The organism is Streptomyces sp. NBC_01237 (assembly GCF_035917275.1).
Lineage (GTDB): Bacteria > Actinomycetota > Actinomycetes > Streptomycetales > Streptomycetaceae > Streptomyces.
This window is the reverse complement of the sequence record NZ_CP108508.1, coordinates 5,469,310-5,482,346: the sequence shown is the minus strand read 5'-3', so window position 1 is coordinate 5,482,346 and position 13,037 is coordinate 5,469,310. Positions and strand designations below refer to the sequence as shown.

General features: G+C 73.5%; 13 protein-coding genes. 3 read left to right on the top strand and 10 right to left on the bottom strand.

All coding sequences use genetic code 11. The features are described from left to right. Nucleotides 1–44 precede the first annotated feature (44 nt). On the top strand, nt 45–854 hold the full coding sequence (locus tag OG251_RS24640; protein WP_326679181.1) for an alpha/beta fold hydrolase: 810 nt from the start codon (nt 45–47) through the stop codon (nt 852–854). Nucleotides 855–905: 51 nt separating this feature from the next. Here OG251_RS24640 and OG251_RS24635 read toward each other — a convergent pair whose 3' ends face one another. Together OG251_RS24635 and OG251_RS24630 are read right to left on the bottom strand one after the other, a co-directional pair. Then, nucleotides 906–1,370 (bottom strand): VOC family protein, encoded by a 465-nt coding sequence (locus OG251_RS24635; protein ID WP_326679180.1) that lies wholly within the window; start codon nt 1,368–1,370, stop codon nt 906–908. Nucleotides 1,371–1,488: 118 nt separating this feature from the next. After that, nucleotides 1,489–2,862: an MFS transporter gene (locus OG251_RS24630; protein ID WP_326681398.1), complete on the bottom strand. Its 1,374-nt coding sequence runs from the start codon at nt 2,860–2,862 to the stop codon at nt 1,489–1,491. Between the two features lie 240 nt (nt 2,863–3,102). On the opposite strand from OG251_RS24630, the gene OG251_RS24625 reads away from it, so the two are divergent. After that, nucleotides 3,103–3,810 (top strand): TetR/AcrR family transcriptional regulator, encoded by a 708-nt coding sequence (locus OG251_RS24625; protein ID WP_326679179.1) that lies wholly within the window; start codon nt 3,103–3,105, stop codon nt 3,808–3,810. Here the strand turns inward: OG251_RS24625 and OG251_RS24620 are convergent. Genes OG251_RS24620 through tsaB form a run of 4 tightly spaced genes read right to left on the bottom strand, consistent with a single transcriptional unit; the run spans nt 3,767 to nt 6,331 of the window. Beyond that, the gene (locus OG251_RS24620) at nt 3,767–4,033 is read right to left on the bottom strand and encodes a hypothetical protein (RefSeq protein WP_326679178.1); all 267 of its coding nucleotides are present in this window, start codon (nt 4,031–4,033) and stop codon (nt 3,767–3,769) included. The two genes, OG251_RS24625 and OG251_RS24620, sit on opposite strands and share 44 nt — an antisense overlap. Beyond that, nucleotides 4,030–5,142: a tRNA (adenosine(37)-N6)-threonylcarbamoyltransferase complex transferase subunit TsaD gene (tsaD, locus tag OG251_RS24615; protein ID WP_326679177.1), complete on the bottom strand. Its 1,113-nt coding sequence runs from the start codon at nt 5,140–5,142 to the stop codon at nt 4,030–4,032. Before tsaD ends, OG251_RS24620 begins: the two co-directional genes overlap by 4 nt. Continuing rightward, on the bottom strand, nt 5,142–5,687 hold the full coding sequence (rimI, locus tag OG251_RS24610) for a ribosomal protein S18-alanine N-acetyltransferase (protein ID WP_326679176.1): 546 nt from the start codon (nt 5,685–5,687) through the stop codon (nt 5,142–5,144). Before rimI ends, tsaD begins: the two co-directional genes overlap by 1 nt. Further along, nucleotides 5,684–6,331, bottom strand: a complete 648-nt coding sequence (gene tsaB / locus OG251_RS24605; protein WP_326681397.1) for a tRNA (adenosine(37)-N6)-threonylcarbamoyltransferase complex dimerization subunit type 1 TsaB — start codon at nt 6,329–6,331, stop codon at nt 5,684–5,686. The genes rimI and tsaB overlap by 4 nt, the downstream gene beginning before the upstream one ends. A gap of 192 nt (nt 6,332–6,523) precedes the next feature. Here tsaB and OG251_RS24600 point away from each other — a divergent pair, with 192 nt between their 5' ends. After that, nucleotides 6,524–7,063: a hypothetical protein gene (locus tag OG251_RS24600; protein ID WP_326681396.1), complete on the top strand. Its 540-nt coding sequence runs from the start codon at nt 6,524–6,526 to the stop codon at nt 7,061–7,063. Between the two features lie 23 nt (nt 7,064–7,086). Here the strand turns inward: OG251_RS24600 and OG251_RS24595 are convergent, their stop codons facing one another. The 4 genes from OG251_RS24595 to OG251_RS24580 form a co-directional block, all read right to left on the bottom strand. Continuing rightward, complete coding sequence (locus OG251_RS24595; RefSeq protein ID WP_326679175.1) at nt 7,087–7,281, bottom strand: hypothetical protein; 195 nt, start codon at nt 7,279–7,281, stop codon at nt 7,087–7,089. A gap of 124 nt (nt 7,282–7,405) precedes the next feature. After that, nucleotides 7,406–9,514: a protein kinase domain-containing protein gene (locus tag OG251_RS24590; RefSeq protein ID WP_326679174.1), complete on the bottom strand. Its 2,109-nt coding sequence runs from the start codon at nt 9,512–9,514 to the stop codon at nt 7,406–7,408. A gap of 106 nt (nt 9,515–9,620) precedes the next feature. Beyond that, nucleotides 9,621–11,819, bottom strand: a complete 2,199-nt coding sequence (locus OG251_RS24585) for a protein kinase domain-containing protein (RefSeq protein ID WP_326679173.1) — start codon at nt 11,817–11,819, stop codon at nt 9,621–9,623. A 6-nt stretch (nt 11,820–11,825) separates the two neighbouring features. Continuing rightward, a complete protein-coding gene (locus OG251_RS24580) occupies nt 11,826–12,941 on the bottom strand; it encodes a serine/threonine protein kinase (protein WP_326679172.1) in 1,116 nt (371 codons plus the stop codon). Nucleotides 12,942–13,037: the final 96 nt, after the last annotated feature.

The window sequence follows — 13,037 nt, the reverse complement described above, 5'->3', positions numbered from 1 at the left end:
ACTTCATCGAAGCGGTCGAGCATCCCCGAAGCAGGAGGCACCCCATGACCTGGACTCTCGGCAGGACCTTCGAGACGCCCGACGGAGCCATCCGGTGGGACTCGTTCGGGCAGGGCGATCCCGTCGTGCTGCTGCACGGCTCCCCGTTCTCCTCGTACATCTGGCGCGATATCGCCCCTGCCCTCGCCCGCACCCGTCAGGTCTTCGTCTTCGACCTGCTGGGCTACGGGCGGTCGGAGCAGCGTGCGGGCCAGGACGTCGGGCTGGCCGCCCAGGGGCGGCGGTTCGCCGCCCTCCTCGGCCACTGGGGGCTGTCCGCCCCGGACGTGGTGGCCCATGACATCGGCGGCGCCGTCGCGCTGCGGGCGCTGCTGCTGGAGGGCGCCCGCTACCGGCACCTCACGCTGGTCGACGCCGTGGGCGGCGGCGACTGGGGTACGGGCTTCTTCAAGCTCATCCGCGAGAACGCGAACGTCTTCGAGCGGCTCCCCGACTACGCCCACGAGGCACTGGTCACGAGCCATCTGCGCTACGCCACCCATACGGGATACCGGCCCGGCGTCCTCGACGCCTATCTCGCCCCCTGGCGCGGGCCGGTCGGCCAGGCGGCGTTCTACCGGCAGTACCGGGATCTGGAGCAGGCGCAGTCCGACGCGTTCGAGCCGCTCCTCGGCGAGGTGTCGGTGCCGACCCGGATCATCTGGGGGCGCGAGGACCGGCTCCTGGTCGGTGAGTTCGCCGAGCGGCTGCACGCCCGGATTCCGGGGTCCGAGCTGATCTGGGTGGACGGCGCGGGCCACACGGTCCAGGAGGACGCGCCCGCCCGGCTGCTGGCCCTGCTGACCTCCCCCTGACCGCCGGACCCGGCCGGGGAGGAAGGCCGGGGGGGGAGGGCCGGGCAGCGGTCAGGCGTCCCGGAGCGCCTGGATGTCCAGCTTCCGCATCCCGAGCATGGCCTTCATCGCCCGGTCCGCCCTGGCCGGGTCCGGATCGCGCAGCACCTCGGCCAGCGCGCGCGGGACGATCTGCCAGGACAGGCCGTACTTGTCCTTCAGCCAGCCGCACATGCTCTCCTCGCCCCCCTCGGTGAGCGCGTCCCACAGGCGGTCCACCTCCGCCTGGTCCTCGCAGTCGACCGAGAGCGAGACCGCCTCGGTGAACGGGAACTGCGGGCCGCCGTTGAGAGCGACGTACTCCTGGCCGGCGAGCCGGAACTGCACGGTCATCACCGATCCGGTCTCGCCGGGGGACGCCGCCGTGTAGTGGGTGACGTCCAGGATCCGGGAGTCACCGCCGAAGATGGAGACGTAGTGGTTCGCCGCCTGTTCGGCCTGGTCGTCGAACCACAGGAAGGTCGTGATCTTCTGCATGGTCTTCTCCTCGTAGAGCCGTCCGGAGGGGCACCGGACGCCGGGGCGCCGCGCATCGGGACACCGGGCGCTCAGGCGCCGGACGCTGTGGAAGGTAGCCCCGTGACGGCCCCCGGACTCATCGGGACACGCCCGTCGCCCCGTCCGGCTCGGCCGGAGCCACCGCCCGCTCACCCGCCGGGAGCAGCACCAGCGCCGTCACCGCGGCCAGTGCGAGCAGCCCCGCGCAGACCCAGAACGCCGACGAGTACCCCGAGGCCAGTTCGGTGCGGCCGGAGCCGCCGCCGGTCACCTGGGCGGCGACGGTGACCAGGAACGCGAGCCCCAGCGAGCCGCCGACCTGGCGGGCGCTGTTGAGCAGCCCGGACGCCATGCCCGTCTCGCCGGGCACGACACCGGTCGTGGCGGCCGTGCCGAGCGGTACGAAGCAGAGGCCGACGCCGACGCTCGTCACCAGGGACGGGCCGAGTATCGAGTAGAGGAAGCCGCCGTCCGCCGTCGCCGTCGCGGCGAACCCGGCCATCCCGAGCGCGGCCACCGCCGCGCCCGTGGCCAGCAGCCGCCGGGTGCCGATCGCCGCGACCGTACGGGCGGCGGCCACCGAGCCCGCGACGACGCCCACACAGAACGGCAGGAACGCGGCACCGGCCGCCGTCGGCCCGTACCCGAGCACCAGCTGGAGATAGAGCGAGACGAAGTAGAACGCGGCGAACTGCCCCGAGGCCAGCAGCAGGCAGAACAGGTTCGCCGTCAGCACCGGCCGCTCCTTCAGCAGACCGGGACGCAGCAGGGGCGACGCGGTCCGCAGCTCGACGGCGACGAAGGTCACCAGCAGCAGCACCGCGGCGCCGAGCGTGCCCAGAGTGGTGGCGGAGCCCCAGGCGTGGTCCGAGGTCCGTACGAGCCCGAGGACCAGCAGCGTCGTACCGGCGGTGGCCAGCAGCGCCCCCGCCACATCGAGCCGGGCCCCGGTCCGCACGGGCCGGGCGGCGAGTCCCGTACGCACCGAAGCGGCGAGCGCGAAGGCGACGATCGGCACGTTCACCAGCATCACGGAGCGCCAGCTCGTCGCGTCCGTGAGCAGCCCGCCCGCCAGGACCCCGACGGCACCGCCCGCCGCGCCCGCCATGCCCCACAGCCCCAGGGCCCGCGAACGGGCGGGACCGGCCGGGAAGGCGAGGGTGATCAGGGCGAAGGCCACCGGGGCGAGCGCCGCCGCGCCGACCCCCTGCACCGCGCGCGCCGCGACCAGCGCACCCGGCGACTGCGCGAGCCCGCCCGCCAGACTCGCCGCGCCGAAGAGGACCAGCCCCGCCGTCAGGACGCGGCGGCTGCCTATCAGGTCGGCGAGCCGGCCGCCGAGCATGAGGAGCCCGCCGAAGGCGAGGGCGTAGGCGTTCACCACCCACAGGAGTCCGTCCCGGCCGAAGCCGAGATCGCTGCGGATGTCGGGCAGCGCCACGTTCACCACGGACATGTCCAACGACACCATGAACTGCACGGTGAGAGCCACCACCAGCAGCCAACGCACCTGCTTCGCCTGATTGTTCACGATTTACCCTTCCCTCGCGGTCACCCTTCGAATCATTACTATACGCGTATAGAAATTAATCACGGTGCGGCGGCCCGACAGGCGCGGGGTACGACGGAACGGCGTACGCCGGTACTGCGGAAGGGCGGACATGGCCGGGGAGGCGCGGAAGTGGCGAAGGGCGCGGGGGACAATGCCCCGGTGGCAGGCACAGAGAAGAAACCGGCGGCGGCGAAACGATCCGTGGGCCGGCCGCGCAAGCTGGACCCCGAGGTGATGGTCGCCACCGCGCGCCGCATCGTCGAGGAAGAGGGCGTAGCAGCCCTGAGCATGCGGCGGGTGGCGAAGGAACTGGGCAGTACGCCGATGGCGCTCTACCACTACGTGCAGGACAAGGACGAGCTGCTGATGCTCGCCCTGTCCGGCACCGCGGACTCCTTCCCGCGGCCCGAACTGCCCGAGGATCCGCGCGAGCGGCTGCTCGCCGTGTCCGTGCACATGCACGACATCCTCGGCCGGCTCCCGTGGGTGCTGGACATCCTGGCGCTGGGCGAGCTCACCGACAAGAACGCGCTGTGGATGGTGGAGGAGATCCTCGGCTCCGCCCTCGCCTGCGGGCTCTCCCCAGCTCAGTCGGTACGCGCCTACCGGACGATCTGGAGCTACGTCTACGGCGACCTGGTCTTCCGCAGGGCCGCGGCACGCCGGGCGGAGCATCCGCCGCGCATCCAGTACTTCCCCGAGATGGTCACCGAAGAGGACGCGGCCGCGCTGCCGCGGCTCACCGCGGTCAAGGACCGGTGGCGCGAGTACGCAGCCGACTACGACGTCGCCGACGAACTCGGCGCGATCATCGACGGACTGATCAGCCGAGGGACTCGAAGCGCCAGCGGTGCACCGCCCGGGTGATCAGTCCGGCGTCCGGCTCGGGGAGTTCGGGCAGTTCGTCGCCGTACTCCCCCGCCCACCACGTGATCACCAGGACCCGGTCCTGCGGGGCGCGCAGCAGTTCGCTGCGCAGCGGCTCGCGGGCCAGCTCGCCCGTCCTGGCCCGTGCCCACTCCAGGAGCTCGGCGCCCCGGCCCTCGGCGGCACGGGCCTCCCACATCAGCGCGACGGTCGGCTCGCTCATGAGTACAGGTTGTCCTTGCTGATCTCGTGCACGTGATCGTGGTCGTGGCCATGAGCATGACCGTGGCGGCCCGGCACATGCGGTTCGGTCACCGGAAGCGAGGAGTCCGCCGACAGCTCCAGGTCCGAGGCGGGCCGGTTGCGGGCCACCATCTCCGCGCCGAGCGCGGCGACCATCGCCCCGTTGTCCGTGCAGAGCCCCGGCCGCGGCACCCGCAGCCTGATCCCGGCCCGCTCGCACCGCTCCTCGGCCAGCGCCCGCAGCCGCGAGTTGGCCGCGACCCCGCCACCGATCATCAGGTGGTCGACGCCCTCGTCCTTGCAGGCCCGGACGGCCTTGCGGGTGAGCACATCCACCACGGCCTCCTGGAAGGACGCCGCCACATCCCGTACCGGCACCTCCTCGCCCGCCGCCCGCTTCGCCTCGATCCAGCGCGCGACGGAGGTCTTGAGGCCGGAGAAGGAGAAGTCGTACGCCGGATCGCGCGAACCGCTCAGCCCGCGCGGGAACGCGATCGCCTTCGGGTCGCCCTCCCTCGCGAGCCGGTCGATGACCGGGCCGCCGGGGAAGCCGAGGTGCAGCACCCGGGCGATCTTGTCGAACGCCTCGCCCGCCGCGTCGTCGATGGTCGCGCCCAGCGGCCGTACGTCGTTCGTGATGTCCGGGGCCAGCAGCAGCGAGGAGTGCCCGCCGCTGACCAGCAGCGCCATGGTCGGCTCGGGCAGCGGGCCGTGCTCCAGCTGGTCGACGCAGATGTGCGAGGCGAGGTGGTTGACCCCGTAGAGCGGCTTGTTCAGGGCGTACGCGTACGCCTTCGCCGCCGAGACGCCGACGAGCAGCGCCCCGGCGAGCCCGGGACCGGCCGTGACCGCGATGCCGTCCAGGTCGCGGGGGGCGACCCCGGCTTCCTTCAGGGCGCGCTCGATGGTGGGGACCATCGCCTCCAGATGGGCGCGGGAGGCGATCTCCGGGACGACCCCGCCGAAGCGGGCGTGCGTGTCGACGCTGGACGCGACGGCGTCCGCGAGCAGCGTCGTACCGCGCACGACGCCGACGCCGGTCTCGTCGCAGGAGGTCTCGATACCGAGTACGAGCGGTTCGTCAGCCATCAGTCAGTCTCAGTTTCTTGTACGTGCTCATGTACGTGCACAGGCTCGTCTACTTGTACGTGCTCGTGTTCCTGTACGTGGAGGCGCATGACGAGCGCGTCGACGTTGCCCGGCTGGTAGTAACCGCGCCGGAAGCCGATCGGCTCGAAGCCGAAGCGCTCGTACAGCTTCTGTGCCCGGGTGTTATCGACGCGGACTTCGAGGAGCACCGTGGCGCACTCGAAGGCGGTGGCGTGCTTCAGCAGGTCGGTGAGGAGTTCGGAGCCCAGACCGGCGCCCGTGTACGCACGCGTCACTCCGATCGTCTGGACGTCGGCCAGCTCACCGAGGGCCGCGAGACCGGCGTAGCCAACGATCCGCCCGTCGGCCGGGTCCTCGGCGACGACATAGCGGCGGGTGGCCCCCGGGCCGCGGGAGTGCGCCAGCTCGGACCAGAACATCCCGGCCGACCAGGCGTCCTCCGGGAACAGCTCGTGCTCCAGCTCCAGCACCGCGTCGATGTCCCACCAGCGCATCTCGCGCAGCACAGCGGTCGCGGTCCTCACTTCGGGGTGACCACCTTGTAGTTCTTCGGGACCTGCGCGTCGGGCCTGCGGAGATAGAGCGGCTGCGGCGGCAGCAGCTCGGCCCCGGCGGCCAGCCGCTCGGCGGCGAGCGCGGCCAGCGCCCCGGCCGCCACGTGCTCGGGTTCACGGGCGTCACCGAACGTGTCCGGGTACAGCAGCGCGCCCGCCCCGACGACGGGAAGGCCCGCCAGCCGGTCGGCGATGTCGGCGGGCCGGTCGACGGCGGGTTCACCGGTTCGGGTACGTCCGTCCTCGTACCGCGCCCAGTAGACCTCCTTGCGGCGGGCGTCCGTCGCCACGGCGAACGGACCCTCCAGACCGGCGAGCCCGGCGGCGTACGCGAGTCCGTCCAGCGTGCACAGTCCGTACACCGGTACGGACAGGGCGGAGCCGAAGGTCGCGGCGGTGACGAGGCCGACCCGCAGCCCGGTGTACGGGCCGGGGCCCACGCCGACGACCACACCGGTCACGGCGTCGAGTTTCACCCCGGCCTCGGCGAGAACCCGGTCGACGGCGGGCAGCAGCAGCTCCCCGTGCCTGCGGGCGTCGACCCGACCGGACTCCGCGACGACGGAGCTCCCGTCGTGGAGGGCGACGGTGACGGCGGGGGTGGCGGTATCCATGGCGAGCAAGAGCACGCAAACAGCCTACGGCTCCGCCGACGGAGGCACGGCGTCCGTACGTCGTCCCGAACTGCCCCGCCCCGGCTGCTACCGTCACCGGGGATACACGGGTACGACGTAAACGCTTGTATGACATGCGGCAGTCCGCATCCGAAAGGGGAGCTCACGGTGGCAAGGGGAAGCTCGGGAATCGTGGCCGGGCTCACTGCGGCGGCTGTCGTCGCGGTCGGCTTCCTCGCCTACCAGGCATCGGCGAACGCGCCGGATTCGGTGGCCTCCGTCACCCCGAAGGCTTCCTCCTCCGCCTCGGCCCACCCCCCCGCGAAGCCCAAGGCCCCCAAGAGCGACCCGCTCGTGATCCCGGCCGACTCCGGCACCGGGGCGCGCGTCGTGTACGCGCTGAAGGACCGCCGGGTGTGGCTGGTGGACGCCGGCGAGAAGGCCGCCCGGACGTTCACCGTGATGCCGAGCACCGTCAGCCCGCTCCCCGGGACCTACGGGGTCACCTCGCGCTCCGGCAGCATCCAGGGCTCGGACGGCGTCCTGATCGAGCACGTGGTGCGGTTCGCGAACGTCGGCGACGTGTCCGTGGGCTTCAGCGCGGCGCAGGACGGCTCGATGGAGAGCCCGGACCCGACCACGAAGACCGGCGGCGTACGCATGAAGCGCGCGGACGGCAACGCGCTGTGGACGTTCGCGACGGTCGGCGCGAAGGTCGTCGTCGTCCCGTAACGGGAGCGCCGGCGCCCGCGGCGCTACGCGGCTTCGCGCCGGACCGGCGACGCGTCCGGCGCACCCTCGTCCGGCTCGTCCTGCGCGCACGGCGGTGTGGACACGGCGGTCGCCGCCGCGCACGAGGCCAGCAGATCCTTCATCGACAGGGCGGACGGCGTCGCTGTCGACGGCGACGGGGACGTCTGCGGCCGCTCTTCACGCTCGGGCGTCGGCATGGATGCCTCCTGGGCTCCGCTGGAGGGCGTGGTTAGGTAGACCTAACCAGGTCTCCTCTCCATGTGACCACGCCCACCGTGCCCCGCGCAACAATTTACCGACGGCTTGTCGGAAAGAGCCCCCTCAGAACACCGGCAGCGCGGTCAGCGACGCCCCGTCGAGCAGGAAGACCCGCCCGCCGTCGGCCGTGATCCAGTAGCGGTCGATGTTCTTGATCAGGCGGAACACCCACGGCTCCCGCTCGTAGTCCAGATCGAGCACGTTGACGCCGCCGGCCTTCGCGTTGACGGCCACCGACCAGAACCCGTGGCCCTGGACGATGAGCGGGCTGGGCGGATCGCACTCGACCCTCCCCTCGTAGGTCCAGTCGGTGGGCTTTCCGTCGGCGATTCCCAGGCGCCGGGGAAATCCCAGGACGGACGCGTACACATGCGTGCCGTGAATGGTCGGGGAGCCCGAGGAGACCTGCGCCCCCCGTACCTTCCCCGACGTGTCCACGGCCCAGCGCTCCGTGCCGTCACCGGCGTCCAACGCCGCCAGACGGTTGCCGCTCACGACCACGGTGTCCCCCGAGACGGCGAGACCGGGGCGGCCCTCGGCCTGCCCGCGCACGATCCACGCCCTGCGCCCGTCGCCGGTGGCGAACGCGGCGACACCGCCGCCCCCGACGACGACCAGACGGCCCGGCGCGGTGGCACCGCGCGCCCCGGACCCGGCGGTGAGAGCGATCCCGGCCTCGACGGTCCACCGCACCTTCGCGTCGGACCGGCCGACGGCGCGCACCCGGCCGTCCCCGGTGACCACGTACACCGCGTCCTCGTCGGCGGCCAGGACGCAGGAGGCGTCCGCGTCCGCCGTCCACTTCGGCTCACCCGTCGACGCGACATACGTACGGAGAACGCCGTCCCCGTCGACCCCGGCCACCAGCCGGTCGGAGAGCGACACATAGCGGCGTACGGCCTCGACACCGGGCGCCTTCCACGTCACCGACCCGTCGACGACGCTCCGCGCCACGAGGCCGCCGCCCTTCGCCCCGGCGAGGATCACATCGCGCACCGGGAGGGGCGCCGGCGTCTTCGCGTCGACCGCCGAAGCGACGGTCCACAGCGGCTTCGGCGTCTCCCCGTTCACATAGTCGCCACGCTCCGTGGACAGGGCACGCGCCTTCGGCGTCGGCACGGCGGGCGGTATGGCGAAGGGACCCCCGCCGCTCTCCCGCCCGCTCCACCACACCGCGCCGCCACCGGCCGCGGCCACCGCCCCGCCGACCGCCAGCGCGGTCAGCAGACGGCGGCGCGCCACCGGTCGCCCGGTGACGGCGGTGGCGCCCGCGCTCCGGCCCTGCACGGTGGTGGTCAGCTCGTGGAGGCTGCGCTCGCGTGCCATGACGTCCTGCGCGAGCGGGCCCCGCCGCCAGACGCGGTCGGCGCCGCGTGGCGGGTCGAAGGCCCCGGCCAGCTGCTCCGGGACGGGGCGGTGCGCGGGGTCCTTGGCCAGGCACGGCGCGATCAGTGCCACGAGCGCGGGCGGCACCCGGTCCAGGCGCGGCTCCCCGTGGACGACCTCGTACTGCACCGCGGCGACGTGCGCCCCCTCGTACGCGCGCTGCCCGCTCGACGCGTGGACCAGCACGGCGCCGAGGGAGAAGACGTCCGCCGCCGGACCCACGCGCCGGCCGAGGACCTGCTCCGGGGCGCCGTAGCCGGGGGTGACCGGCACCTGGCCGGTCACCGTCAGTGTGAACCCGTGCTCGGGGCGGGCGATGCCGAAGTCGATGATCCGGGGCCCCGCCGAGGTGAGCACGATGTTGGCGGGCTTCAGATCGCGGTGGACCAGACCGGCGGCGTGGATGTCCTGGAGCGCGCGGGCCAGCGCCACCGCGAGGACCCGGACACCGGGCTCGTCGAGCGGACCGTACGCGCGGACGGCCTCGTCGAGGGTCGGACCGGCGAGGAACTCGGTGGCGATCCAGGGACGGCCGCCCTCGGTCCGGGCGTCCAGCACCCGGGCCACCCCCTCGCCGGTGACGGCCCGCGCCATGTGGGCCTCACGGACGAAGCGCTGCGCGAGGTTGGCGTCGTGCGCCAGGTGGGAGTGCAGGACCTTCACGGCGGCGGCACGCCCCTGCCCGTCCTGACCCACGTACACCTTGCCCATGCCACCCTCCCCCAGGACGCCGCGCAGGTGGTACGGGCCGAGTCGGATCGGGTCGCCGGTTTCCAGGGGCTTCATGTCTGCGCGATGCTTTCCGTGAGTTCGGTGCGGGCGTTCCCGCGTTCGGTGCGCGGGTTCCCACGAGGTGCGGAGCGCGGGCGTCCGGCGCCGGCGTCCGGTGCGTTCAGCCCAGGGGGTACGCGGCCGCGTACGCGTCGCCGAGCGCGATGAGCGTCCCCGAGCCCTTGTGCGGGAAGTACCGGCCGACGGCGGCCTTGTAGGGGCGGGCGGAAGCGCCGGTACGCACATCCGTGGCGGTCAGTCCCGACGCGGAGGCGCTGTAGACATGGCCGGTGCCCACGGCGGGAGCCGCGTCCAGGACGGTCTCGGTGTCGGTGCGGCCCTTCTCCGTCCAGCGCGGTTTCCCGTCGGCGGCCCCGACCGCGACGACACCCCGGCCCTGCTCCACCGCGTACACCACACCGCCGTCGACGGCCGGCGGGCCGTACCCGGCCCGCCCCCGCGCGTACCGCCACGCCTGCGCGCCGTCGGCCAGCCGGAGTGCGAGGAGTCCGGCCGCCGCCGTGTACACGTGCTGGTCGTCGACCGCGAGGCGGGCCCGGGTGAAGGCGGGCCGGTCCCCGTCGAGCGGCCGGGTCCAGAGCTGCCGTCCGGTGCGGGTGTCGCGGACGGCCAGGCTGAGCACGCCCTTCGCGGACTGCTGGACGAGCACCAGATACGTGCCCTGGACCTGGGCGGTCAGGAAGTGCAGTGCCTGGGACCCGTTCGGACGCGCGGGGAGCGGCCGGGTCCAGCGGGTGTCTCCCGTACGGCTGTCGAGCGCCAGGAGGGACCAGGACTGGTCCTCGCGGAACCCGTCGGTCGAGTAGGGCCCCCGGCCGCCGACCGCGTAGAGGGTGTCGCCCGAGACGCAGAGCAGCTGGTTCTCGAAGAGCCGCCCTCTCAGGTCCGGGAAGCGGGCGAAGGGCGTACGGAGTTTTCCGTCGGCCGGGCCCACCGTGCCGATGGTGAGGGGATCGGTCTCCTCGAAGGGGTACTCGACGGCGTAGATCTGCTTGCCGTCCGTGGTGACCTGGTGGAAGCGGTACGTATCGGATTCCGCCCACTGGGCCCTGCCGGTCCTCGGGTCCAGTGCCTGGAGCGTGCTCGCACTGTCCGCGATCACGACCAGCCGTTCCAGAAGGAGCGGAGCCGGGGGTACGCGGGGGCTGATCCCGTAGTCGGCCTTCACCTGCCAGAGCTGGTCCCAGGCGGGCGGCTCGGTGGGTTTCCCACCGGTGGCGCCCTTCTTCGGGTCGGCGCCGTCGTCGCCTCCCGGCAGATACCGCACCCCCGCCGCCACCCCGGCCGCGCCGAGCAGTCCGGCGCCTCCCAGGGTGAGCACCCGGCGGCGGGACACGGCGGGCTTCGCCTCGTCCGGGGCCGTCCCGGCGAGCGCGGGGTCGTGTCCGTGGTCGGCGGGCGGCGGCAGCCGGTGGGGGGTGACGGCCCAGACCGCCGCCGCGCGACGGCCCATCTCCATGAGCAGGGCTTCGGGCAGGTGATCGGCGAAGTGACCTGCGGGCGGGGCGAGTTCGGCCGCGAGAGCCATGGTGGCGGGACGGTCCGCCGGGTCCTTGCTCAGGCAGCGGGCCAGCAGCGGGAGCAGGCCCGCGGGGACGCCGGTGAGGTCGGGGGCGGCGTAGCGGACGCGGTAGAGGAGGTCCGCGGCCAGCCCCGAGCCGAAGGGACCGTGACCCGTCGCCGCCTGGGTGAGCACCCCCGCGAGGGCGAACACATCACCGGCCGCGGTGTGTTCCTGGCCGGTGGCCTGTTCCGGGGACATGAACGCGGGCGTTCCGGCGGCGGCCCCGGTACGGGTCAGCCGCTCGTCCCCGAGGGCGCGGGCGATGCCGAAGTCGATGACCTTGGGGCCGTCCGCGGTGAGCATGATGTTGGACGGCTTGAGGTCGCGGTGGACGACGCCCGAGAGGTGCAGTTGTGTCAGGGCCGCGCACAGCAGGGCCCCCAGGGCCCGTACCGCGGTCTCCGGAAGGGGTCCGGCGAGCCGCACCGCCTCGTCGAGCGGCGGCCCGAGGACGTACTCCGTCGCCAGCCAGGGTGTCTCGGCTGCGGGGTCGGCCTCGAAGACACGGGCGCCGTGGACGGGGCCGATGACACGGGCGGCCTCGGTTTCGAGACGGAAGCGGGTCCGGAAGGCGGGATCGGACGCGATGCGCGCGTGCATCGTCTTCAGGGCGACGGTGCGCCCACCGGCGGAGCGGGCCAGGTAGACCGTGCCCATGCCGCCGCTGCCGAGCCGGGCGAGAGGACGGTGGCCACCGAGGTGCCGCGGGTCGTCGTGGGTCAGCGGAGAGAACATCGGCCGTCAGCCCCGGGCGGTAGGAACGGTGGTGGATATGGGCAGTTCGGCCGCGAGCACCGCGGCGGAGAGCCGGACCAGCTCGGCGACGATCCGGGGAGGCGGCGGTACGGGGAAGGCTGCGTCGAGCACGGTGGCCTCGGGCACACGCGCCACCCCCGGAACACCTCCCGTACGCGGATCGCCGCCGGTGACACGCGGATCGAAGCCACTCGCCCGCGGATCAACGCCGGTGGCACGCGCATCGAAGCCACTCGCACGCGGATCAAAGCCACTCGCCCGCGGATCGGCCCCGGTCGTACGCGGACCGCTTCCCGCGCCCAGTTCGGCGGCCACCCGCGCCGCGTCCGGTCGGGCGGCCGGGTCACGGGCCAGGCAGGCCGTGATCAGGGGGCGCAGCGCGGCGGGCAGTTCGGCGCTCTCGGGAACGACGTGACCGGTGCTCGCGTACGAGAGCACTGTTCCCAGGCCGTACACATCACCCAGCGGACGCGGCCGGCCGCCGGTCAGCTGCTCCGGGGCGAGGCTGCCGGGCTCCAGACCCCCCGGCCCCACGTTTCCCAGGCCCTCGTGCCCCGGCCGCATGTGCCCCGGGCCCTCGCGCCCCGGCCCGTCCGGTCCTGCCGCGCGCACCGCCCCGAAGCCCGCCAGCCACGGTCCGCCGGACGTGAGCAGGACGGCGGACGGGGACACTCCGGCATGGGTCACACCCCGCGCGTGGGCGACGGCGAGCGCCCCCGCCAGGGTCGCGCCCAGAGCACGCACATACCGCTCGGGCAGCGGTCCGCCGTGGGCCGCCAGCGCGGCGGGGAGGGGAAGAACGGGTGCGTACGCGGCCGCGTACCAGGGAAATCCGCCGGGCCCGTGCGTCGCGTCCACCGCCTCCGCCACCGGGAGGAAGCCGGGGACGGACAGCCCGCGCGCCTGCCGCGCCTCCTCGGCCCAGCGCGCCGGGTCGGCGTCGGCGCGCGGGACACAGACGATGACGGTGCGCTCGCCGTCGGCGCTGCGGGCGACGTAACGGCGGTCGGGGACGGGGCGCCCGCCGTCCCGCGCGTCCAGCCCGGCCAGCGTGACGTACGGCCCGATCAGGGCAGGGTCGTCCTGGCGTAGGTGTTCCATGCGGTTGTCCCCCGAGGTCAGTGCCGAACGGGGTTCAGACTACTGAGCGGGCCCACGGCCCCGGACGGCCGCTCCCGCCCCGCCGCCGGCCCACCG

Bases quoted from the DNA above. Each gene is read 5' to 3' on its own strand.
- OG251_RS24640 (WP_326679181.1), top strand. From the start codon at position 45: ATGACCTGGACTCTCGGCAGGACCTTCGAGACGCCCGACGGAGCCATC.
- OG251_RS24635 (WP_326679180.1), bottom strand. From the start codon at position 1,370: ATGCAGAAGATCACGACCTTCCTGTGGTTCGACGACCAGGCCGAACAG.
- OG251_RS24630 (WP_326681398.1), bottom strand. From the start codon at position 2,862: ATGGTGTCGTTGGACATGTCCGTGGTGAACGTGGCGCTGCCCGACATC.
- OG251_RS24620 (WP_326679178.1), bottom strand. From the start codon at position 4,033: ATGAGCGAGCCGACCGTCGCGCTGATGTGGGAGGCCCGTGCCGCCGAG.
- tsaD (WP_326679177.1), bottom strand. From the start codon at position 5,142: ATGGCTGACGAACCGCTCGTACTCGGTATCGAGACCTCCTGCGACGAG.
- tsaB (WP_326681397.1), bottom strand. From the start codon at position 6,331: ATGGATACCGCCACCCCCGCCGTCACCGTCGCCCTCCACGACGGGAGC.
- OG251_RS24595 (WP_326679175.1), bottom strand. From the start codon at position 7,281: ATGCCGACGCCCGAGCGTGAAGAGCGGCCGCAGACGTCCCCGTCGCCG.
- OG251_RS24590 (WP_326679174.1), bottom strand. From the start codon at position 9,514: ATGAAGCCCCTGGAAACCGGCGACCCGATCCGACTCGGCCCGTACCAC.
- OG251_RS24585 (WP_326679173.1), bottom strand. From the start codon at position 11,819: ATGTTCTCTCCGCTGACCCACGACGACCCGCGGCACCTCGGTGGCCAC.
- OG251_RS24580 (WP_326679172.1), bottom strand. From the start codon at position 12,941: ATGGAACACCTACGCCAGGACGACCCTGCCCTGATCGGGCCGTACGTC.